The 23341-nt window shown below is 39.2% G+C and carries 19 protein-coding genes, 1 tRNA gene and 1 pseudogene; 16 read left to right on the top strand and 5 right to left on the bottom strand.

Annotated elements, in window-relative coordinates:
• Window positions 1-56 precede the first annotated feature (56 nt).
• Window positions 57-132: transfer RNA gene (locus tag ACSLUH_RS05950), tRNA-Asn, on the top strand.
• 159 nt (window positions 133-291) lie between these two features.
• Here ACSLUH_RS05950 and ACSLUH_RS05955 read toward each other — a convergent pair.
• A complete protein-coding gene (locus tag ACSLUH_RS05955) occupies window positions 292-1923 on the bottom strand; it encodes a M28 family metallopeptidase (RefSeq protein WP_448565466.1) in 1632 nt (543 codons plus the stop codon).
• A gap of 201 nt (window positions 1924-2124) precedes the next feature.
• Between ACSLUH_RS05955 and ACSLUH_RS05960 the strand changes: the two genes are divergently transcribed.
• Both ACSLUH_RS05960 and ACSLUH_RS05965 read left to right on the top strand, forming a co-directional pair.
• The gene (locus tag ACSLUH_RS05960) at window positions 2125-4134 is read left to right on the top strand and encodes a methyl-accepting chemotaxis protein (RefSeq protein WP_448565380.1); all 2010 of its coding nucleotides are present in this window, start codon (window positions 2125-2127) and stop codon (window positions 4132-4134) included.
• A gap of 400 nt (window positions 4135-4534) precedes the next feature.
• Window positions 4535-5557, top strand: a complete 1023-nt coding sequence (locus ACSLUH_RS05965) for an energy transducer TonB (protein WP_448565381.1) — start codon at window positions 4535-4537, stop codon at window positions 5555-5557.
• Between the two features lie 67 nt (window positions 5558-5624).
• Here the strand turns inward: ACSLUH_RS05965 and ACSLUH_RS05970 are convergent, their stop codons facing one another.
• The gene (locus tag ACSLUH_RS05970; RefSeq protein ID WP_448565382.1) at window positions 5625-6083 is read right to left on the bottom strand and encodes a hypothetical protein; all 459 of its coding nucleotides are present in this window, start codon (window positions 6081-6083) and stop codon (window positions 5625-5627) included.
• Window positions 6084-6331: 248 nt separating this feature from the next.
• Between ACSLUH_RS05970 and ccoN the strand changes: the two genes are divergently transcribed.
• From ccoN to ccoP, 4 genes are read left to right on the top strand one after another with little or no spacing between them, the layout of a single operon-like run.
• The gene (gene ccoN / locus ACSLUH_RS05975; protein ID WP_448565383.1) at window positions 6332-7756 is read left to right on the top strand and encodes a cytochrome-c oxidase, cbb3-type subunit I; all 1425 of its coding nucleotides are present in this window, start codon (window positions 6332-6334) and stop codon (window positions 7754-7756) included.
• A gap of 11 nt (window positions 7757-7767) precedes the next feature.
• Window positions 7768-8412 (top strand): cytochrome-c oxidase, cbb3-type subunit II, encoded by a 645-nt coding sequence (gene ccoO, locus ACSLUH_RS05980; protein ID WP_448565384.1) that lies wholly within the window; start codon window positions 7768-7770, stop codon window positions 8410-8412.
• 1 nt (window position 8413) lies between these two features.
• The gene (locus ACSLUH_RS05985) at window positions 8414-8593 is read left to right on the top strand and encodes a cbb3-type cytochrome oxidase subunit 3 (protein ID WP_448565385.1); all 180 of its coding nucleotides are present in this window, start codon (window positions 8414-8416) and stop codon (window positions 8591-8593) included.
• Window positions 8586-9569 (top strand): cytochrome-c oxidase, cbb3-type subunit III, encoded by a 984-nt coding sequence (ccoP, locus tag ACSLUH_RS05990; protein ID WP_448565386.1) that lies wholly within the window; start codon window positions 8586-8588, stop codon window positions 9567-9569. Before ACSLUH_RS05985 ends, ccoP begins: the two co-directional genes overlap by 8 nt.
• A 67-nt stretch (window positions 9570-9636) precedes the next feature.
• Here ccoP and ACSLUH_RS05995 read toward each other — a convergent pair whose 3' ends face one another.
• Window positions 9637-9861 (bottom strand): TIGR02922 family protein, encoded by a 225-nt coding sequence (locus ACSLUH_RS05995; RefSeq protein ID WP_448565387.1) that lies wholly within the window; start codon window positions 9859-9861, stop codon window positions 9637-9639.
• Window positions 9862-10070: 209 nt separating this feature from the next.
• Here ACSLUH_RS05995 and ACSLUH_RS06000 point away from each other — a divergent pair, with 209 nt between their 5' ends.
• The 9 genes and pseudogenes from ACSLUH_RS06000 to ACSLUH_RS06040 form a co-directional block, all read left to right on the top strand.
• Complete coding sequence (locus ACSLUH_RS06000; RefSeq protein WP_448565388.1) at window positions 10071-10565, top strand: FixH family protein; 495 nt, start codon at window positions 10071-10073, stop codon at window positions 10563-10565.
• Entirely contained in the window at window positions 10565-12952 is a 2388-nt protein-coding gene (locus tag ACSLUH_RS06005) for a heavy metal translocating P-type ATPase (RefSeq protein ID WP_448565389.1), read from the top strand. The genes ACSLUH_RS06000 and ACSLUH_RS06005 overlap by 1 nt, the downstream gene beginning before the upstream one ends.
• Complete coding sequence (gene ccoS, locus ACSLUH_RS06010) at window positions 12949-13188, top strand: cbb3-type cytochrome oxidase assembly protein CcoS (protein ID WP_448565390.1); 240 nt, start codon at window positions 12949-12951, stop codon at window positions 13186-13188. Before ACSLUH_RS06005 ends, ccoS begins: the two co-directional genes overlap by 4 nt.
• Before the next feature lie 72 nt (window positions 13189-13260).
• Complete coding sequence (locus tag ACSLUH_RS06015) at window positions 13261-13938, top strand: sulfite exporter TauE/SafE family protein (protein WP_448565391.1); 678 nt, start codon at window positions 13261-13263, stop codon at window positions 13936-13938.
• Between the two features lie 44 nt (window positions 13939-13982).
• Window positions 13983-14702 (top strand): fumarate/nitrate reduction transcriptional regulator Fnr, encoded by a 720-nt coding sequence (locus ACSLUH_RS06020; RefSeq protein ID WP_448565467.1) that lies wholly within the window; start codon window positions 13983-13985, stop codon window positions 14700-14702.
• Window positions 14703-14922: 220 nt separating this feature from the next.
• The gene (gene uspE, locus ACSLUH_RS06025; protein ID WP_448565392.1) at window positions 14923-15852 is read left to right on the top strand and encodes a universal stress protein UspE; all 930 of its coding nucleotides are present in this window, start codon (window positions 14923-14925) and stop codon (window positions 15850-15852) included.
• A 222-nt stretch (window positions 15853-16074) separates the two neighbouring features.
• Entirely contained in the window at window positions 16075-16968 is an 894-nt protein-coding gene (gene ttcA, locus ACSLUH_RS06030) for a tRNA 2-thiocytidine(32) synthetase TtcA (RefSeq protein WP_448565393.1), read from the top strand.
• Between the two features lie 954 nt (window positions 16969-17922).
• Entirely contained in the window at window positions 17923-20982 is a 3060-nt protein-coding gene (locus ACSLUH_RS06035; RefSeq protein ID WP_448565394.1) for a ligand-binding sensor domain-containing protein, read from the top strand.
• A 99-nt stretch (window positions 20983-21081) separates the two neighbouring features.
• Window positions 21082-21198: pseudogene (locus ACSLUH_RS06040) on the top strand (IS6 family transposase); the annotation flags it as partial.
• A gap of 375 nt (window positions 21199-21573) precedes the next feature.
• Here ACSLUH_RS06040 and ACSLUH_RS06045 read toward each other — a convergent pair.
• Window positions 21574-22407 (bottom strand): glucosaminidase domain-containing protein, encoded by an 834-nt coding sequence (locus ACSLUH_RS06045; RefSeq protein ID WP_448565395.1) that lies wholly within the window; start codon window positions 22405-22407, stop codon window positions 21574-21576.
• Between the two features lie 9 nt (window positions 22408-22416).
• Window positions 22417-23205, bottom strand: coding sequence for a hypothetical protein (locus ACSLUH_RS06050; protein WP_448565396.1), 789 nt, complete (start codon window positions 23203-23205; stop codon window positions 22417-22419).
• Between the last annotated feature and the right edge of the window lie 136 nt (window positions 23206-23341).

The following is a 23341-nucleotide window of genomic DNA, read 5'->3' on the forward strand; positions in this document are numbered from 1 at the left end:
GCGGTTACTTGGCGAAAGAGCCCTTCAAACGATAAATTGAAGTAAAAAAAGTTTATTCCCCAATAGCTCAGTTGGTAGAGCGACGGACTGTTAATCCGTTTGTCACTGGTTCAAGTCCAGTTTGGGGAGCCAATATAAAAGCCCGCTAACTTAGCGGGCTTTTTGCTTTGTATTTTTCAATCCAACTTAACCAATATAGAACCAAACTTTATCTCAATAATTTTTGCGCATTTTAGCTAGCCGAAAAAAAACCGCCTTACGGCGGTTTTATGCGATGCGTTTAGTAAAATGTTACTTCATCATGCTATCTCTAAGCGCTTTAAATTCAGTGCCTTCATACCAATTAGGCCATTGTGCGCTATTGGCAAGTAAATACCCTGTTTCAAAGAATAGTTGCAACTCTGCAACAAGCCCTTGCCAGCCCCAATCTTCACTATACTCATCACACGTTTGGTGATAACACTTAGCAACCATCGCACTAACACGTTCACCAATCGCTCTTTCTTTCTCATTAACCCACACAGAACCACCACCGGCACTTAAGGCAGGTACGCCTTTTTTAGCTAAGCTAAAATGATCTGAACGATAGTAATAGCCGCGCTCTGGTGTTTGTTCTGGAGATAATGTTCGCCCTTGTCGCTTCGCAGCTTTCGCTAAATATTCCTCTAGGGCTGATTTACCAAACCCCACCACAGTAACATCTGATTTAACACCGGTAATATCCAAACTATCCATATTCACCAAGCCCACTATTTTATTTAATGGCATGGTTGGGTGATTTGCAAAAAAGCGCGATCCTAAACGACCTTGTTCTTCTGCTGTTACCGCTACTATAGTGACAGAACGCTTCGGTGCTTTTGCCAATTTACTGTATGCTTTGGCGATGTGCATTAAACCAGCAGTTCCTGTAGCATTGTCATGCGCTCCGTTATAAACCTGTGTTTTACCATCAACGACTGTCGTACCGAGATGATCCCAATGTCCCATGTATAAAACATGCTCATCGGGCCTCTCACTTCCTTTTATCGTGGCAATAACATTATTCGACGTTGATTTATCGAATTTATTCTCAACCGTGATATTAGCTTTAACTGGCATCTCTACTGCTTTAAACGCTCTTGATGCCGCTTTTTGTTTCTCTTTTTCAAAGTCTAAAGATGATTTTGCAAAGAGCTCAACGGCCTTGTCATGGCTTATCCACATTTCAACGTCGACTGCCGCTTCATTAACTTCACTTGCTGGCAAATGATACTGAGCGCCAGTCCAGCTGCTCTCGATAACATTCCAACCATAGCTAGCGGGTTTTGTTTCATGAACAATAATTGCACCCGCAGCACCTTGTCGCGCGGCTTCTTCATACTTATATGTCCAACGACCATAATAAGTCATGGTATTACCGTCAAATAACTCAGGATCTTGTGTTGCAAAGCCTGGATCATTGACTAAAACTACAACTGTTTTACCTTTAACATCAACACCTTCATAATCATTCCACTGATATTCAGGTGCGTTAATTCCATAACCAACAAACACTAATTGAGAGTTCTCTAACGACAGTTGCTTATCCATTTTACGTGAACTAGCAACGTAGTTTTTAGGAAACTCAAATTTCAGATCTGCAATAGTCAGGTTAGCTGTTGGAGTGCTGGTAATACTGACTAACGGCACCGCTTGTGTGTAACTATCGCCATTTCCTGGAGCCAAACCAAGTCGCTTAAACTCATTAATTAACAAGTCAGTCGTAAGTTTCTCTCCCGCACTTGAAGGCTCTCTTCCGACAAACTTATCTGATGAAAGTAACTTAATATCGGCTTTTATTTTATCTATATCAAATGACTGATACGCCTTGTCAAAATCACTAGCACTTGCCATAGCGCTAACACAAATCGCGCCGAGCACCAATGGCTTTAATTTATTTAACATTGTTGTTTTCAATGTAATCCCCTTTCTATATTTTTTTAATCTCGCTTTAGAATAACGACTTGTGTGCCACTTTGCCATATTACAAACAGGTAATATTTATTTAACAACTACAAATGTATAAAGATAATTGAACAAAAGCATATTGTAGTCATGATAATGCTTTGATATGGTGAAACAAAAACCAATCTAAGGCAGTAATTAATGATAAAGCTCGACTCGATCCAAAAGAAAATTCTTTTCTTTATTTCTTTATTTGCCCTCGCGATAATTATCTTTCGGACCATTTGGTTTGCTGCGACCTCATATCAAGAAGTAAAAGAGGATATTAAGCAACAAATTATCACCCAAATGGAACGAGATACGTTAAAGCTTACGAGTTTTTTTACTGAATACGCTCGCGTTGCCGATACCTTTATTAATTCGCCAGAAGTTATTGACTGGATGAAAAATCACACTGAACGTGGAGCTTTAACAGGTTCAGAGCCCGGTTATCAAGGTCTAAATCGAGTACTTCATAAAATATCGGGTCGTGATGAAAATATTTTATCTGCTTTTTATGCATCAGAAGCAACCCAAGAATACCTTGCTGAAGATCGAGTGACAGGCGTTCCTGAAGAAGGTCCAGCATTTGATCAAGAAAAAGGCTATTTTGTTCGTAAACGTCCGTGGTACCAACATGCAATTGCCTATAAAGATATGCTAACAACCGCTCCTGCTGTTGATATTATTACCGGTGGTATATCGGTTTCTATCGAGCAAGTCGTTTATGTAGACGGGCAACTGCTCGGTGCAGGTGGTATTGATATATCACTGAATAACATCAAAAAGCTATCAGATGATATTACCTTTAAAGGACAAGGTTTCGCTGCCCTTTTTGACGATAAATGGCAAAATATCACTTTTCCCGACGCTATTATTAAAAAGGACATTAATACCCCTCTTAGCGAGTATGAAAAGCTTCCTGAGGTAACTAATTTAGCTAAGCTCAGTTCAGTTGACAAAAATGAACTACTCACCGTAACAATTAAGGGTAACGAATATTACGCAATTTCAATGCCGGTTAGTCCTACAATCCCGAATATGACGTGGCATTTGGCCCTATTTGTGCCCACAGAAGTGATTGATTCGCCTGCCAACCAAGCGATATTAAGCCAAGTGTTAACCAGCATCGGTATTTTGGTATTAACCCTAATTCTTTTAGCATTAATTATTAATGTCATTAGCAAACCGCTAAAACAATTAACACAAGCATTTGCAAGTGTCGCTGAAGGTGATAGTGACTTAACGCTAAAAATTGACATTAACAGTCAGGACGAAACAGGTAAACTTGCCAATTATTTTAATACCTTTTTAGAAAAATTAAGACGCGTTATTTCGGGTGTCGCATCTGATAAAGAGCAAGTCGCTGAGGCATCTAAACAAGTAGAGTCGATTTCGGGACAATTAATCGAACGCACTCACCATAATAAACAAGGTTTAAATACTGCAAGCGTTGCGGCTACTGAACTTGCAGCTAGCGCTGGTGAAATTGAAAATAACGCAACTCGTACATCAGCTGCCGCCAATGAAATGCGTGAAAAAACTGACCAAACCATATCGGTGGCAATAAATGCATCAGATAATATGCAACGCTTAGGTGAAAAAATTGCCTCAGTAAACGAACTAATCCAGCAATTAGAAGCAGCGTCAGCCAATATAGGGCAAGTCGTAGATGTCATTAATTCAATTGCTGATCAAACAAACCTATTAGCATTAAACGCTGCCATTGAAGCTGCACGTGCGGGAGAGCATGGACGAGGGTTTTCTGTTGTTGCCGATGAAGTTAGAGGTCTTGCTCAACGAACACAAGAATCGACCAAAGAAATTTCTAACGTTGTTGAGGATTTACAGCAAAAAATCTCATTGGCGGGTTCTGGTATGACTGAAGGTATTGAGCAAACTAACCAAGTAAGTGACAATATTTCTGGCTCAGGCGAATCAATGAAAGAGATAGGTCAACTACTTGATTCAATTCAGGATGATATGAGTCAAGTTGCTTCAGCTTGTGTCCAACAAACTAAAGCAATTAATGAAATCAGTGAAACACTGACAGAAGTAAACGCATCTTCAGATGAAAGTGCTGAGCTGATCGAAACACTTGGGCATCAAGCTAACGAACTAAGAAATGCGGTAAATGGTTTAGATAATCAACTTAGCCAATTTACCTATTAACAATTAAACTATTAACCTTATGAGCCTAAAGTCATTGATATCGCTGACTTTAGGCGTTTTCTTTTACGTATTTACTCCCTGCCACGCTACCCCACTTGTTAATTACTTGTTATCATGATTAACATTAAACACGGTATAAATACCTTAATTAACCTCAGGTTTGTATGAGAAATAGCACAAAAACAATAAAATCAAACACTTAAGTGTAAAGTGACTTTCTAGCGAGCTATTTTTGACTTAATTCAAGGCGTATTGTTGTAGGAATAGCCAGTTATTTCACGACAATATAACGCAGAAGTTAGTAAAAATAGACGCTAGAAATGCATTCCTTATGCAGAGCTGAGGTTAATTATATAGACCCCCCTGTACCCTCATGGATTTAGCAACAAATGGAGCCAGTATGAAATACTTAACATCTTTACTTCTATTAACCCCTTTAAGCCTGCAGGCGAACGAGCTTGAGCTGGAGCTTTCAAAGCATTTACGTTCATATAAGGCACCTATCCCGATAGAACGAATACAGCCTAAATATCCAATAAGTGAAGCAAGGAATGGCCGTTCTGGTTCAGTAAAAATGAGTTTCGTTATCGATAAAGAAGGTAGTGTTAAAAACGTTTTAGTCACTGAAGCAACCAGCAAAGCCTTTTCAAAAGAGGCCTTAAGGGCAGTAAAAAAATGGAAATATGAACCCGCCTTTGAAGATGGCAAGCCAATAGAGCGATGCGATAATACCGTTCAACTCGATTTCGCTATGGCTAGCGAAGGTAAAGTAAGTCAGAAGTTTAAACAAAAGTATGAAATGATAGCCGAGCTTATTGAAAATAAGCAGTACTCTTTAGCAGAGGAAGCTGCTAAGCAATTGACCCCAAAATTAACCTCTGAGTTCAATTATTATCATATGCTAAAAGCAGAACTAGCATTAGCTGCTAATGATAAAGAACAAGCTTTAGAACACTTCAACCAAGTTTCATTAAGTGAATCTACCATTATAGAAGAAGCGGCTATATCAGTTTTATCACAACGTTTTTTACTTGAAATACAGCAAAATTTGTTTAGTGACGCCTTTGATAGTTTTAACCAGTTAACGAAATATGAATTGGCAAAACCATATTTAGAAAATTATCAAAAGCTAGTCGATAAAATGAAAGATGCGATCAACAGTGATACATTGTTAACCATAAAAGGTGTTATTAAAGAAAATGGTAGTTGGGGTTATCAACTGACTCGTCGTCAATTTTCTGTTGTTGATGTCAAAGGTCATATAGAAAAACTGCAAGTTCGTTGTGCAAACATGTTTCATGAGTATTCTTTTACAGAACAAAGTGCTTGGAAGATACCTAGTTCATGGGACCAATGCAGCGTTTATTTTTTCGGGGATAAAAAAAGCCAGTTTAATTTTGTCGAGCACCCACTTCAAAGTTAATTCTATTTTAAAGGTGTTAATATTTAGGTTATGTGTTACGAATTTATGACAGGTGCTTACACATAACCTATAACCTTTCACTTTCAAATTCGACACTAATTTGCACATCTTGATTATTGGCCGAGTGTTCGGTTTTTAATGTTAAGTGCATTACCCAGGTCATATGTTCAACACTGCAACTACCTACCATCGTCTCTGCTATATAAAGCTGCTTGGTTTGATCATACGAAAACAATAATGGTATTTTCCCCATATACATGGTTTTACCTTCAAGGAAACCATCGATAATCAATAAATTCTTAGGAATAGAATTTTTGATCAATACCTTAAAAGGTTCTTCTGTTAATATTTTTTGTCGATTAAACAAAACCGAAACCGTGCCAAACGGGGTATCAAATTGACACTGAGATTGGCTGGCTATGCAAGTTGGATCTACTAGCGTTGAGTTTGTTTTTTTGCCTTCAGAGCAAGAAATCAATAGTAAACTTATACACAACAGCATGAAATAGAGTGTCAAACTTCTCACGTACTAACGCCTTAAAAATTAGCAGCTTTGATATCAAACGGTGACTTTTTAGCCACTTGATACAATTTTTTTGATTTAAAACAAATTTTACCACATTGACGGGTGACATTTTAGCTTCATATGACTATTATTCGCGCGTGTTGACCAGCAAAGTACAAAATTTGTGATAATGAGCTATAACTTATTACAGGTACTTTACCTGCCAACTCACCAAACGATTTAATAATTATAACTGCGGAAACCATAACATGACTCAAAATACTACGTCAGCAGCAGACTACAACTATGATGTTGTTCGTCAGTTTACTGTAATGACGGTAATCTGGGGAATTGTAGGTACACTTGTTGGTGTTATTATTGCGGCTCAATTAATTTGGCCTGCTTTAAACTTTGAAACACCTTGGTTGACCTATTCCCGTCTACGTCCACTTCATACTAATGCAGTAATTTTTGCATTTGGTACAAGTGCGCTTTTTGCAACTTCTTACTATGTCGTACAAAGAACGTGTAAGACAGCGTTGTTTGGCGGCAAGCTAGCTTCGTTTACCTTTTGGGGATGGCAAGCCATTATCGTTTTAGCTGCAATTACTCTGCCGCTTGGTTATACCACCAGTAAAGAGTACGCTGAACTTGAATGGCCAATAGATATTTTGATTGCTGTCGTTTGGGTATGTTACGCCATTGTGTTTTTTGGCACGATTATCAAGCGTAAAACCTCACACATTTACGTAGCGAACTGGTTTTTCGGTGGATTTATTATTACCGTAGCAGTACTGCACATTGGTAATAGTATGGCAATTCCTGTATCGATGATGAAATCTTATTCAATCTATTCAGGTGCCATCGATGCCATGATGCAATGGTGGTATGGTCACAATGCCGTTGGTTTCTTATTAACTGCTGGTTTCTTAGGGATGATGTATTACTTCGTACCTAAACAAGCAGAACGCCCAGTTTACTCTTATCGTTTATCCATCGTTCACTTTTGGGCATTGGTTTCTTTATATATTTGGGCAGGTCCTCATCATTTACATTACACTGCCTTACCAGATTGGGCTCAAAGCTTAGGTATGGTGATGTCAGTAGTACTATTCCTACCTTCTTGGGGTGGTATGATAAACGGTATCATGACATTATCAGGTGCATGGCATAAATTACGTCATGATCCTATTTTACGATTCCTTATTGTTTCTCTCTCTTTTTACGGCATGTCAACGTTTGAAGGCCCAATGATGGCAATCAAATCAGTTAATGCCTTGTCTCATTATACCGACTGGACTATCGGCCATGTTCACTCTGGCGCTCTAGGTTGGGTTGCAATGGTATCAATTGGTGCGATGTATCACTTAATTCCAATACTATTTAATCAAGAGAGAATGTATAGCATTAAACTCATTAACGTTCATTTCTGGATGCACACTGCTGGTATCGTACTTTATATTGTAGCGATGTGGATTTCTGGTGTTATGCAAGGCTTAATGTGGCGTGCGGTAAATACTGACGGTACATTAACTTATAGCTTTGTTGAAAGTCTTCAAGCGTCATACCCGTTCTACTTTATTCGCTTTTTAGGTGGCGTTTTAGTAGTCGCTGGTTTTGTGCTAATGGCTTATAACATGTTTAAAACAATTTATGCGCAAGACAATAGTCTTAAACGCGTAGAAGCAGCCTAAGGAGACCGGTCATGACAAATAAACATGAAAAAGTCGAAAAAAATGTAGGCTTGTTTTTCATTATTACTATTTTTGCCATCAGTATTGGCGGTTTGGTGGAAATTACACCGTTGTTTTTCCAAAAAGAAACAACACAGCCAGTTGATAACCTACGCCCTTACACGGCATTAGAAATGGAAGGTCGTGATATTTATATTCGCGAAGGTTGTAATACGTGTCATAGCCAAATGATCCGCCCATTTAGAGCAGAAACAGAGCGTTATGGTCATTACTCGGTTGCAGGTGAGCATGTTTGGGAACACCCTTTCTTATGGGGTTCTAAGCGTACTGGGCCAGACCTAGCTCGTGTTGGTGGTCGTTACAGTGATGACTGGCATCGTGCACATTTAATTGACCCTCGTTCGGTAGTCCCTGAATCTAATATGCCTTCATTCAAATGGCTTGAGGATACAAAGCTTGATGGTGCGTTAACTGCAAAGAAACTTGAAACTTTCAACTTCTTAACGCGTAATCGCAGCCACAAGGACGAACAAGGTAACCCGATCCCGTTATACTCTGCTGAAGATATTGCTAAGGCGAAATCAGAAGTTGCCGGTAAAACTGAAATGGATGCCTTGATTGCATACTTGCAGTCACTTGGGCATGCGCTGAAATAATATGGATTACGGTACATTAAGAGGCTTAATTGCCCTAATAATTTTCGCACTATTTATCATCATTGTGGTGTGGTCGTATAGCAAAAAACGTAAAGCCTCGTTTGACGAAGCGGCCAATTCAATTTTTGAAGAAGACCACAAAGAAGAGACTAACAAACAGGAGACTAATAATAATGTCTAGCTTCTGGAGTATTTGGATTACCGTTCTTACACTTGGCACGTTATTAGGTTGTTACCTACTACTACGCTGGTGCTTAAAGAACTTTACTGATGTCGAAGAAGGTGAGTCAATGGGACACTCGTTTGACGGCATTGAAGAGTTAAACAACCCGCTTCCTAAGTGGTGGAGCACGTTTTTCTTACTTACGATTGTTTGGGGTGTAGGTTATCTAATCGTCTACCCTGGTTTAGGTAACTGGGCTGGTTTATTCGGCTGGAAAAGCTCAAACCAAGGCATCGTTAGCATAGAAGAGTCAAAAGCTAAAACCCAAGAGGGTCTTGATAAAGGTTTGATCGTTCAGTATGACCGAGAAGTAAAAGCAGCTGATGAACGATACGGCCCTGTATTTGAAGCGTTGGCCAAACGTGACATTAAAGACTTGGCAACAGCAGGCGATGACGAAGCAGTGCAAGCACGTAAAATTGGTCAACGACTATTTTTACAAAACTGTGCTCAATGTCATGGCTCTGATGCACGCGGTACAACTGGATTCCCCAACCTTACCGACAGCGACTGGTTATATGGTGGAACGCCAGCTGATATCAAGCATAGCTTAATGGCTGGTCGTAAAGCACAAGGTATGATTGGCTGGGAAACCATGTTAGGCGGTGAACAAGGTGTTAAAGACGTAGCTGCCTATGTGATCAGCCTTAGCGGACGTGAAGCAAAAGAAGGTAACGCTGAACAAGGCAAAGAAAAGTTTGCCATGTGTGCTGGCTGTCACGGTAGTGAAGGTCAAGGCAGTTTAGCAATGGGCTTACCATTAGGTGCACCAAACCTTAGCGATGATGTTTGGTTATACGGTGGCTCAGAACGTGTTATTCAAGAATCTATTCGAAATGGCCGCGCGGGTGTAATGCCAGCTTGGAATGACATTTTAGGTGAGAAGAAAATACACGTGATTAGTGCCTACGTTTATAGTTTATCTCAGCAATAATAATGCTGGTATTAAAAAAGCCTTAAACAATTGTTTAAGGCTTTTTTTAACTCAACATTTTCAACAATTATTCTTTGTCATAATCAACAGAAATAATCCGATCGCCTGCTTTATTTAAAATAACAATTTCTCCTAAACAAACCGCGATAATCGATTTATCCTGTTTAAACTCATCAGGTATAATGACTCGCCCATTCGAGTTTTTAGGGTAATTTTTTACTTCAGACTGCAACTCAATGCAGTTATCGTTATAGTAAATAATCGTCACCGTCGTAAGGTCGTTGTTATTCATATGGCAGCAAAAGCCTTTTAGTTACTCTGTTCTTCCCCTTATAACTATGGCTTGTATTCCCCTATTTGCAAATTTTTAATAGAGCACATTTATTTGCGATATTGAACTATGATCTAGAATAAAAAAATGTCAGAAAATAGTAATTAGCATAGGAATTACCCATTGAAAAAAAGTATAATACTGCCAAATTATTTAATAACGAAAGCTTAATGAAAACGTCTTGGTACAAAGAGCCTTGGGCATGGCTAGTATTTTTATTGCCTTTTACCGCTGTCGTAGCTGGCATTGCTACTCTTATTATTGCTAACACAAACCCAGATGACTTGGTTGTTGGTGATTATTATAAAAAAGGTAAAGCGATTAATTTAGAGCTTGATAAAATTAAACTTGCTCAAAAGCTAGGCATGAAGTTTGACCTCAAATTTAGCGATGAGCAATTGGTGATAAAACCAACAGGCATAGAAAAAGAATTTCCATTGTTAAATGTAAATTTTTATCACCCAACGCTTGCAGAAAAAGACTTTTATGTTGCGTTAACCGCCGATGGCAATGGCCACTTTAGACAAACAATTGACCATGATATAAAAGGAAAATGGCGCGTTACCATATCTTCATTTGAAGATACTTGGAAAATTCAAAATACCATTACGCTTCCGCAAACAGAATTTATCGAGATAATCCCCAAGCCAATAGAAGCTAACTAATGTCAAGCAGTTGTTTTCATTGTGGTGAACCAATTCCTCAAGGTATCACCCTAACCACTTTGATTAAAAATAAAGCCGAACACATGTGTTGTGTCGGCTGTCAGGCTATAGCTGAAACCATCGTCAATAGTGGCCTAGAAGAGTATTATCAATTTAGAACGGAGAAAGCTCCTAAAGGCGAACAATTGATCCCCGCAGAATTGGCGAAGAAAAAATTGCTTGACGACGATAGCCTGCAAAGCGAATTTACTTTTAATCACGGTACTCAAAAAGAAGCTATCCTAACCATTGAAGGTATAAATTGTGCTGCTTGTGCTTGGTTAATTGAAATGCAAACAGCCAAAATACCTGGGATTATTGCTATCAGCGTCAATGCCACCACACAGCGAGCTACTGTTAAATGGGATTCCCAACAAGTAAAACTGAGTGAAATACTCATTGCCATTAATGATATTGGCTATCAAGCAACGCCATTTAAAGCAAATGATATAGAAAAGAACAACAATGCTCGAGCTAAAGTGTTTATAAAGCGCTTGGGAATTTCTGGCATCTTAATGATGCAAGTGATGATGATTGCGATCGGAATGTATTTTGGTGCTTTCTCAGACATGTCAGATAGCATAAAAGTGTATTTACGTTGGACGAGTTTAATGCTGACCTTTCCAATCGTCACCTATGGTGCCTACCCTTTTTATAAAGGTGCCATTAATGCGCTAAAAATAAAGCGATTGTCAATGGATGTGCCCGTATCAATCGCAATTAGTTTAGCCTTTACCGCCAGTGCATGGGCAACAATTAATCAAACAGGTGAAGTGTATTTTGAATCGGTTTCGATGTTTACGTTTCTCTTACTCGTTGGCAAGTTTTTAGAATTTAGAGCGCGAAGTCGCGCTGCAGAAGTATCAGCAAACTTATTAAAACTAATGCCATTAACGGCAACAAAGCTAACAGAAAATCAAGAGATTATCGTTGCAGCTAAACACTTAACGCCAAACGATATTGTTTTAGTTAAACCAGGCGAAACAGTACCTGCTGATGGCATCATTGTGCACGGCCAGAGCCAATTAAATGAGTCAATGCTTTCTGGCGAACAAACCCCATTAACTAAAACGATGAATGATGAAGTATTTGCTGGCACCATAAATACTGATGGCAATATTACGATAAAGGTAAAGCACGATAATCAACATTCATTTTTAAGCCAATTAATCCGCTTAAGTGAATCTTCTCAAGCACATAAACCTAAGCTTGCTATGTTGTCAGACAAAATAGCCCAGTATTTTGTTGCCTTAATTTTGGTATGTGCTGTGGCTACAGCGATTTACTGGCAGCAACATATGCCAGAAGAAGCTTTTTGGATTACCTTATCCGTACTCGTTGCCACCTGCCCTTGTGCTCTGTCACTCGCCACCCCTACGGCATTAACGTGTGCGACGACAAGGCTCAACAAAGAAGGTATTATGATAAAATCTGGCCATGTGCTTGAAACTATGCCTTCGGTAGATTGTATCGCATTTGATAAGACCGGCACATTGACGTCAGGTCAAGTTCAAATAAGCGCTATTAATATTTTAGAGCCATCCTATTCGAAAGAAGATTTACTCGCCCTTAGCGCTGCCTTGGAAAGTTATTCGGAACACCCAATAGCAAGTGCATTTAAACAGTTTAGAAATTTCCAAGTCAACGCAGAAGACGTCCAAATTATCAGCGGAAGCGGTATTAAAGGGGTTATTGATGGCCATCAATATGCTATCGGTAGGTCGTCTTGGCTTTCTGAATCAAAAGAAGATACTGAGCAGGCTCGATGTGTGTTAGCAAAAAATGGAAAACTACTCGCTTCATTTAGTTTTATCGACCAAATACGCGATGACGCAAAAGCTTTGGTAGACAGCCTTAAGAAGAAACATGTTAAAACAATTATGCTCTCAGGGGATAACCTAGCGGGTTGTCAAACGGTGCAAGACGCGCTAACACTTGATCATATCTATGCATCTTGTTCTGCAGAAGACAAGATGAAAAAACTAAAGCACTATCAACAGAAATTCACAGTCGCGATGCTCGGTGACGGTGTGAATGATTCACCAGTTTTTGGCGCAGCCCACATTTCGGTTGCAATGGGTGGAGGCACCGATGTTGCAAAATCAGGGGCAGACGTTATTTTGTTGAATAACCGCTTGTCCTCTATGAAGACCTTATTTAATATTTCAGTTAAAACAAAACGAGTGATTAAACAAAATTACGCTTGGGCGATGGGTTATAATGCCATCGTACTTCCATTAGCGGTAAGTGGTCATATAACGCCATACATGGCTGTTGTTGGTATGTCTTTGAGCTCTATACTTGTTATTACTAATTCACTTCGGTTGCTAAAAAGAGGCTCAAAATGAGTATTATTTATGTATTAATACCTATCGCGATAATTTTAACAGCGTTAGGAATTTACCTCTTTTTTTGGGCCGTAAAAACTGACCAATTTGACGACTTAGAAAAACAAGGATTAAGCATTTTGTTTGAAGAGGACAAACAAAATAAACCACCTAAATCCAATAGTCAGGAACAAGACATTCCGCAGGCAGAAACCAATTCTGACTCAGTGAGTAAAAATGCCCTAAATAAAGAATAACAAAGGAGCTAAATTTAACTTGTCGTCAAACTCCCCCCTTCTATCGCCACTAGTTTTCAATAGGATCCCCTAATGGAGATGAACTTTTTCGCTGGCTTGGTTGTTGGTTTGCTCGGCGCTGGTCATTGCATCGCAATGTGTGGCGGTATTTCATCGATGTTAACGGCTGCTTTGCCCAATGACCAAGGCATTAGCACAAAGAAGTTCTTCTATACACTCTACTACAACATTGGCCGAATTATTAGCTATAGCCTCATTGGTTTTATCGCTGGTTTTACTGGTTCACTTGCTGCAAAAAACCTTGGCGTTCCGTTAAATATAATGAGGTTTATATCGGGTATCTTCTTAATACTTTTAGGGCTATATATCGGTCGCTGGTACAGTGGATTAGTTCAAGTTGAGAAAGTTGGACAAATATTATGGAAATTCCTTTCACCACTCAATAAGAAGTTTCTTCCAGTCGATTCATTAGCCAAAGCATTTGGATTAGGTGCACTCTGGGGCTGGTTACCGTGCGGGCTAGTTTACTCAACACTTACCTGGTCAGTCGCATCAGCGGATCCTTGGCAAGGCGCGCTAATTATGATGGGGTTTGGCATTGGAACTTTACCTGCGCTGCTTAGTGTTTCTGTCGGTTTTTTATCATTCAGGCAACTCATCTCTCATACGCTATTTCGTCAAGTAATGGCGATTACATTGATCATTTATGGAATTATTACGTTAAAGATTGCATCTGGCATAATGTTCTAATAACATCTCCATATACCAGTGTAACAATCTTCTTAGAGTTTATGATGCAAAACCGTCAATGTTCAGGCCAGCAACACATTCATTGCCAAAATTGTAGTATTAGTGAGCTATGCCTGCCTTTTACTCTCAATGATCAAGAACTTGAAAAGCTTGATCAAATCATTGACCGCAAGCGTCCTATTCATAAAGGCGAACAATTGTTTCGTGACGGAGAGAAGATGCAATCATTATTCGCTATCCGTTCAGGTACCTTTAAAACATTTACTGTTGATGAGCATGGTGAAGAACAAATCACCGGTTTTCATTTGGCTGGAGATTTGCTCGGTTTCGATGCAATCGCAGCTGAAAAGCACCCTAGTTTTGCAAAAGCATTAGAAACATCTATGGTGTGTGAAATTCCTTACGATACCCTTGACGCGTTATCAAACTCTGTGCCTAAATTGAAAAAGCAAATTCTGAGAATGATGAGCACGGAAATTAAGGCTGATCAAGAAATGCTGACCTTGCTAAATCGTAAAAATGCAGAACAACGTTTGGCAACCTTTCTTTCATCGCTCAGCATGAGGTTCCATGCACGAGGTCTATCGCAAACAGAATTTAGATTAACGATGACACGCAGTGATATCGGTAACTATATTGGTTTAACCGTAGAAACGATTAGCCGACTATTAAATCGTTTTCACAAAAGCCAATTAATCGAAGTTGAAGGTAAATTTATTCGTATCCTTGATATAGAAAAATTGAAAGAGGTTGCCGCACTTTAGCGGCAATATTCACGCTCAGAAACGCTCCACAAACTTTATCCCTATAGTAGCAAGTTCTTGCGTACTATTTTTCAGTTACATATCAATAATAAATCAACAACTAATATCTTGATTTAAAACAATGATCAGCAATTCTTTGCTGCATGATCATTGAACAACTACACTTATATCATTAGTATAAAAACTCACTATATGATTCAGGTAATGCTAGAGGCACGAAATGGAAAAGTATAAAAAGATTTTAGCCGTCATCGATCCAACCACTGAGCATCAAAAAGCGCTTGAACGAGCGGTAGAGTTAGCTAATAAAACGGGTGCAACCATTACCGCATTTATGTGCATTTATGATTTTTCCTACGAAATGACGACTATGTTATCGAGTGACGAGCGAGAAGCAATGCGTCAAACGGTTATCAAGGACAGGGAACTTTGGTTACAAGAAAAAATCACCTCATTACCAAAAAATTCTCTAACTATCGATTTTAAAGTCGTTTGGCATAATCGCCCGTTTGAACCGATTATTGAGCAGGTATTAACCCAAGGCTTTGACATCGTACTTAAAGGCACACATGAACACCATAAGTTAAAGTCGGTCATTTTCACCCCTACTGATTGGCATTTAATTAGAAAATGTCCATCTCCTGTATTACTGGTTAAAGAGCATAGTTGGCCGAAAGGAGGTAACATTTTAGCCGCTGTTCATGTTGGTAGCGATGAAAAAGAACACCAAGCGTTAAACAATAAAATTACTGAAGAGGCGATTAACCTTTCAAAAATAATCGACGCGAATGTCCATTTAGTGAACTCATTTCCTGGCACGCCCGTTAATATTGCCATAGAAATTCCTGAATTTAATGCTGGGGAATATAATGAATCGATGCTTAATCACCACAAAGTTGCGATGGCCAATCATGCACAAAAATTTGGTGTAGACAGCACTCATACACACGTAGAAGAAGGTCTTCCTGAAGAGGTTATTCAGCATCAAGCTGAAAAATTAGATGCTGAACTCGTCATACTCGGTACCATTGGTAGAACTGGCATTTCAGCCGCATTAATAGGTAATACCGCCGAGCATGTTATCGATAACCTAAATTGTGATGTTTTAGCATTGAAGCCTGAAGGTTATGTTTCACCAATGGCGCAATAGTTAATAATTAACATCAAATCTGTACCGCGGGCTGTTAGCAAACATTATCTGCTACACAGCCCCTAATAACACATCAAACTAGTCGTTTAGCGTTAGACTCTCTTATAAATAACTTACCTCTAAAATAAATAAGCGATATAATATGTCGCCATTTTTAATCAAATAAGTTCAGCGATTATCATATAGCTGTGTAATAAACGTAAACTAGGTAGTTAAAGTAAAATGAATCAAGTCGATAACCGCAAAGAAGTTTTTGAAATGAATAAGTTACAAAAAAGACTTCGAAGTAAAGTTGGTAAGGCTATTGCTGATTATCATATGATCGAAGATGGTGATGTCGTGATGGCCGCTATTAGTGGCGGTAAAGATTCCTTTGCTATGCTCGATATTCTATTAAGCCTTCAAAAATCTGCACCAATAAACTTTAAGGTTGTAGCCGTAAATCTCGATCAGAAGCAACCGGGCTTTCCAGCCGATGTCTTACCTAATTACTTTGAAAGCTTAAATATTCCGTATTATATCGTTGATAAAGATACATATTCAGTCGTTAAAGCTAAAGTACCAGAAGGGAAAACAACCTGCGGTTTATGTTCTCGTTTAAGGCGAGGAACACTGTATTCGTTTGCTGAAGAGATCGGAGCCACGAAAATAGCACTGGGTCATCATATGGACGATATCGTTGAAACACTCTTTCTTAATATGTTTTTTGGTGCAAAACTTAAAGCAATGCCCCCCAAACTTAGAGCAGATGATTTACGAAATACCGTTATTAGACCATTATCCTACTGTCGTGAAAAAGATCTAGTCGAATTTGCCCAATTACGAGAATACCCAATCATTCCTTGTAACCTTTGTGGTTCACAGGAAAACCTCCAAAGACAACATATTAAAAGTATGCTTAATCAATGGGATAAAACAAATCCTGGCCGCGTCGAAAATGTTTTTAAATCGATAAAGAATGTCAGTCCAAGTCAATTAGCAGATACGGAGCTGTTTGATTTTGCAAACTTGCCGATAGATCGCAGTAAACCAAGAGAAGCTTATGACTTTTCAAAAGAGACCGTATCCTCAACCAATATCGATGAGTCACTCATTATTAATGTCTCTAACCTATAGCACGATGATTTTTTAAGATAAGGTAGCAGCATACTTAATTAAAAAGCGCCATTGTTAACTATACAGTAAAACCTATGTACATTCGCGAGTAAGTGATAGGCTTTATCAGTAGAGCTTTTGCAAGGCATTATTTACGTACACACTGTGTATATACGGTGTGTACGTTTTTAAAAGTAATCTTATTTAACTATCTATCTAATAATTTATATCGGCTATTTACATTATAGGATTGGGTTTCGTCATTTCTGCTCATATGTAAAAATTGGAAGGTCTGCTATGAGACTAATAGCAGACGGTCGAGTGTTATGCCTGACGGTGAAGTATGTGCCGGCACCATTGATAGTTACTTCGGCTATACGCCCATAGCGGACCTAACAAATTACCTAGTTGAGTCTGTTCGAACGGCAAATATAATGAGAAAGAGGCCAGTTGAATATTCGAGAATCAATCAAAAATGAAATCAACAGCTCTGCTCCCCGCAGGTCCAAAGAGTTGGTTACAATACCTATACAGATAAAAAGGTATTGCAGAATCGCAACGTTCCTCTTAAGAAACAAGATCAAATGGTACTGATTTATGCTCATTTTACGCTAACAATACCGCTACTTTTCTATGAGTTGCACTAGGCTCTGATAAATCGAGCTAGCAAATTTTTCTTATTCGCACAATAATTAAGTACAGTAATCAATTTCACTGAAGAAATGCCGTTAGAACTGCTTCTATAAAGGCTCATAAGTGAAAAACAATTATTAGGCAAGGTATCAACGACATCTTCGTATGACTGGGAGAACAAGATTGTCATTCTATTCACGGTCTCTTTTATTTTTCACTATATGGTGTTGGCATGTCTGTGCTTATTCGACGGAAAATATTAAAAGCAACTTATTTGAGCTAGGCGAATTGAACTTTCAGCTTGTCGCGGAGGATGCTGATGTGCCCTCCTGTTGCACCGCAATGGTCCAAGATAAGTCCGGGTTTATCTGGCTGGGTAGTCAGGAAGGCTTGTATCGATTTGATGGCTACGACTTAAAAAAATACTTACATGAGCCAAATCAGGCAGATTCCATAGCGGGTAATTTTATCTACAGTCTGTGGAGCGCAGCAGATGGAAAAATCTGGGTTGGTACTATAGACAACGGTGTTTCGGTGTATCGGCCTGAAACAGACAACTTTGCTCACTTCCAAAAATCTCATCAATCAGGAGAAGGATTACCTAATAACGAAATTCGCACTTTAGTTGGGGATAACCAAGGTAGCATCTACGTTGGAACAAACAAGGGGCTCAGTCATATTAACATCTTAACTGGAGAGATCACCAATTTTGAAAATATTGAAGGTTGCACGAGTGTTTATCAACAAAAGCAAATAAGGGCTCTGGCTTATGACGACGAAGGACATCTTTGGATGGGTACGACATCAGGACTTTGCCGAATCGTTTTGCCTGAAACCCTGGATAATCGTATTGCTTCGGACGAGCCAGCTTCGCTATTTGGCGATGAGCACAATGATTTCAACGAGCAAACCGTATATCGCCTGTTTAAAGCCAAAGACAATAGAATGTGGGTTGGTACACGCCGTAACGGAGCTGCAAGCATCAATATCAGTACCGGAGATGTGTTACGTATCGGTCATACTGAAAACTCAAAGAAAACGCTCAGTCATGGCTGGGTCTTCGCTATAACACAACCCAATGACAAAGAAATCTGGCTCGGTACTTTCGGTGGTGGCATTACTGTTGTAGATGCTCATCGTGGAATTGTATTGCGACATATTCGTCATGACTCCTCCGACAAATACAGTATTAGTTCCGACTATATCGGCGCCCTATTAACGGATAAGTCCGGGTTAATTTGGGTGGGGACATGGGTCAATGGATTAAGCTTTTACAATACTAAAAATGCCGCATTTCGCACCTTAAGACACAGTCCCTATAAACCGATGTCACTTAGTCATTCAGATATTAGTGCCATCATAGAACTCAATAATGGTGACATATGGCTGGGGAACCGAAGCACTGGTATTGATATATTGAAATCAGGAAAAGGGGTCGTCAAAGGGATACGGCCCGATAGTGAAAACAGCTTAAGACTTCCAGATGGATTTATTAGGGTATTACTGCAAGCGTACGATGATGCAGTGTGGATTGGCACTTTTAATGCAGGACTTTACCGTTACACAATGTCTGAAACGCAATTGGCGAATTTTTCGATTGATAACGATGTTGCCAATATTCAAGTTACGGCACTTTATGAGACGCCAGATAAACATTTATGGGTGGGAACAAATTACAACATTGCCCGTTTGGATCTCACCCGTTTGCAGTTCACTTCGTTGGAGCATATCGAAAACATTGACTTGGTCCGGAACCAGGGCATTAGTAGTTTTAGCCTGACTCCAGACGGAGTGCTATGGATTGGAACACAAAATGGCTTGTTTGCGCTGATAAAACAGAACAACAGATTATTTGCAATCAGTGAATCCGCCGGTACAACTGATACCTTATCCGATGGTTCCATAGAAAATTTAGTACTTGACGAAAGTGGGACTCTGTTTGTAGGCACTTCAGATAGAATATTAAAGTTGCTGAGTTTCGATGGTAAAAAAGCAATATTTGAGCCTGTGAGCAACACTATTGGTACGCCTGGTTTTAGTGGCTCAAACCTTATGATTGATCATATTGGAAGGATTTGGCACTCCGGTGGTTGGATAAATCCAAAGGACAAAACATCCCAGTCTTTAGAACAAGAGGATGGCTGGACAATCGGTAGTAATTGGGCAGGATCCTATCAAAAATTGCGCGATGGGACCCTGCTTTTCGGTGGAACTGAAGGCTTACTGATCGTCAAGCCTGAATTGTGGACTCCTTGGGAATTTCAGCCTGAACTCGTGATAAGTCAGCTGGAAGTTAATAACAGAGTCACACCAGTTCCTGAACGGTTAACATTAGCACCAGATACCCAAAGCTTTTCAATACAGTTTTCCGCACTGGATTTTAGTGCGCCTGAAAAGAACAGATATGCCTATCGTCTTGAGGGCTATGATCATAGTTGGATCGAAACAAGCGCTGACAACAGACGCGCTACCTACACAAACCTTCCACCCGGTAAATATATGCTTAAAGTGAAAGGGACTAATCGAAAAGGTAACTGGAGTGATAAACAAGTTGCCTTTGTCATTGAGCAACAGCCAGCCTGGTATGAAACCTGGTGGTTCAGGATGATCCTGATCTTTGCTTTTGCCGGACTCACATACTTCATCAGTTGGTTACGCTTACGGTCTTTGGAAAAACAAAAAAGGGAACTTAATCACATAGTCAAATTAAGAACACTCGAATTAGAGGAAAAAAACAAGCAACTGGAAATGGCTAGTTTAACTGACCAGTTGACCGGTGCGAAGAACCGACACTTCTTCGACCGTTTTATTCATCAGGAGATCAAGCAGCAAGAACGAAGCAAAGAAAGTCAAAAAGGCAAAGCTGATTCCTGCATTGGCATCATGATTATCGATGCAGATCACTTTAAACAGGTAAATGATGTCTATGGACATAATGCGGGTGACCAAGTATTGATCCAACTAACCCGAGTTCTCCAAGAAAACTGTCGAGAGAATGATTGGGTGATTCGGTGGGGAGGTGAAGAATTCTTAATCGTATGTCGCTCAACTACCTTAGAAGCACTCCAGGACTTAGCTGAAAGAATTAGACAAGCCATTGGTGCAAATGATTTTGATATAGGTGACAGAAAAATTATTAAAAAGACTTGTTCAATTGGTCTCTGTCAGTGCCCTTTCGTTACAGATGAGAGGGCATTATTCACTATAGAGCAAACCTTGCACATGGCTGATTTAGCACTTTACATGGCCAAAACTCATGGCAGAAACGCTTGGGTGAGTTTTACAAATGCAACTCTTGCCCCAGATGAAACAGTTAAACACCAAATGCTGAACCATACAGAAGAAGCGATTAATGCTGGATATTTAAAAATTGCATCTTCTATCAAAAGTTTGGAAACATAGTAAGCAATCTATTTAAGTTATAACAGATGATGCTTTTACTGTCTGCTCCCGCTATATGTCAAACTGTTGAATTGCACGAGACATTGAGCCGGCTTAGAACATTCTAACCTGCAATACGAAAACAACCGCTGTGAATTGTCTCATCAGCCCGGTAGACAACAAGAACGGAAAATGCGGCGGTCTAAATCGCAAGGGCAGGCTCAACGGTTTTTAACACGCCTGCCTTGAATTATGGTTTACGATCAAATAACTGATTAATATGAGAAAAATCCTCACCCTACACTCCCTTAAGAATATAAAATAGATGTCAATATGGAAAATATGAGGCATCATGTATTTTGATTTTAGGAAAAATGACATTTTTCCTTTACCTATACTCGTCCCATACAAAGGATGTTGGATAACTTTGCAATTTTTTTGATGTAAAAGAAGCTAAACTAGTTTATGAATGTCAGCGAAAGTCGTAGAGAAAACACTGTAAACCTATATGCATAAATAACAGTATTAAGGCAGATTTCTCTGCCTTAATACATGTTATACACACTAAAAGTTACTGTATATAACTGTAGAGACACCTTTTTATATGACATTCTACTCACTGACTTCATCCGTAAAATATCGTTGATTGTGTCTGATCATATCAGAAATTTCAGTGATATAGTCAAAGCCCCTTTCTGAATAAGGTAATAAACCTGTTGCTAGTATTTCAGGCGCCAAATGATGATCACTCTCTCTTAATTGATGACGTATGGTACGAAAGACTTTGTAAGCGCTGTGGGTATTTATATTGTGAAGATAGCGTTCAACGGCATGTTCTACAGAGTCAAAGGCTGCTACTTCGTGACGAGCACCATCATCTCTACCGTTAGGGATCATGCCACATCCTTCTCGGTAACACCAAATCCCAAAAAAGTTCAGACCAATTCTCGCAAATCTTGACGTACCCCAAGCAGATTCATTAGCCGCCTGCACTAATACCAACGCATTCGGAATGATATCGACTTTAAGCAGTAATTTGCTAATTTGCTCATCAGTCGATTGATAAGATTTTACGCCATAAGAACGCGATAACTCATTAAGAAAATTGGCATCCTTATCATTTATCTTTTGCTCACTTGCCAAACTTTGTTGTATGTTCAAAATTCGTTGTCTTAATTCAAGAATTTCTCTATTTTCCTGAATGACTGCTGGCTCTATAAACGAAAAAAACGCCTCTTTCTTGGCTCTAACGTCAGTAAAGCTTGAAAAATCAGGTAAATCAATATCATGCAGTGGTTGCTCTACCACCTTTTTTGGCTTTTCTTTAACAATTTTTTGTTTAGTACTATAAAGTGACTGATTAATAAATGGAAAAATTAATGCATAGCCAACTAGCAAAAGAATAACCGCTCTGCTAAGCATGTTAACATTTAATACACTCATCATTCAGTTCCTTTACGCATTAAAAATATTATCTTGGGCATCATTTTGCCCTTCCTTGACAGCTAAGGTCATCCCAAAAATCTCTCGATACAGGATCCCTTTAACATGATAGAACATCGGTGCCAAATGACTCAAGGCCAAGAAAAATAAAATACCGCCCAGCAGTTGTAACGAAGAGTTGGCAAGCATTATCATTGGAATAAAGGCCACGACCAGTGCAAAAAACAAAACGCCATAGAGAGAAAACAGCGCAAGCCATTGGTAACGAGTCGCTTTTATTGAAACCACGATAGCATTAAAGGGACTTAATCGTTTTTCCACGATAAGCGGCAATGTTAACGAAAGCGCGACCAATAAATAAACGCCTGGTACAATCAATAAATTTAAGCCTAAAGAAATTATTAACGAAGATAATAATGCACAAGCTGCAACCAGTGCCCCTTGCTTTAAAAAAGCAAAAATGATTTTTGGGTGAGTTTTAACACCAACAGCATGAAAAATCCCCATCATTTCAATAGCAACTATAAACGGCGAAACCAAAAGCGTGACAATCACATTCACTGCTAAATTAGCCTGCGGATCTTCTAAGAGCGCTTTAAAATCACCAAAGTAACTGGCAGCAAAATACAAAATGGAGCCCGATACGACTAAACAAAACAATAAACCAATATTAATCGATACTCTTGCTTCCTTAGTGAGTGCCCAAGCTTCTTTCAATACATCACCAACATTAATCCGATAATCACCCGCTAGAGCTTTCTCGACACTACCACCTACTTTAACTACTGCTTCTTTATCCACGAATACCTTACGACCAAGTCTTTACTGCTAAATCTATTGGGTTACTATTATACCCATAACTCACAAATAATGGCACTACGGCGTTTAAAAGAAGCTTTTTTAGCCAATACAATAATTTCTTCACGCTAAAACTTAC

This window comes from Thalassotalea ganghwensis (genome assembly GCF_053485795.1).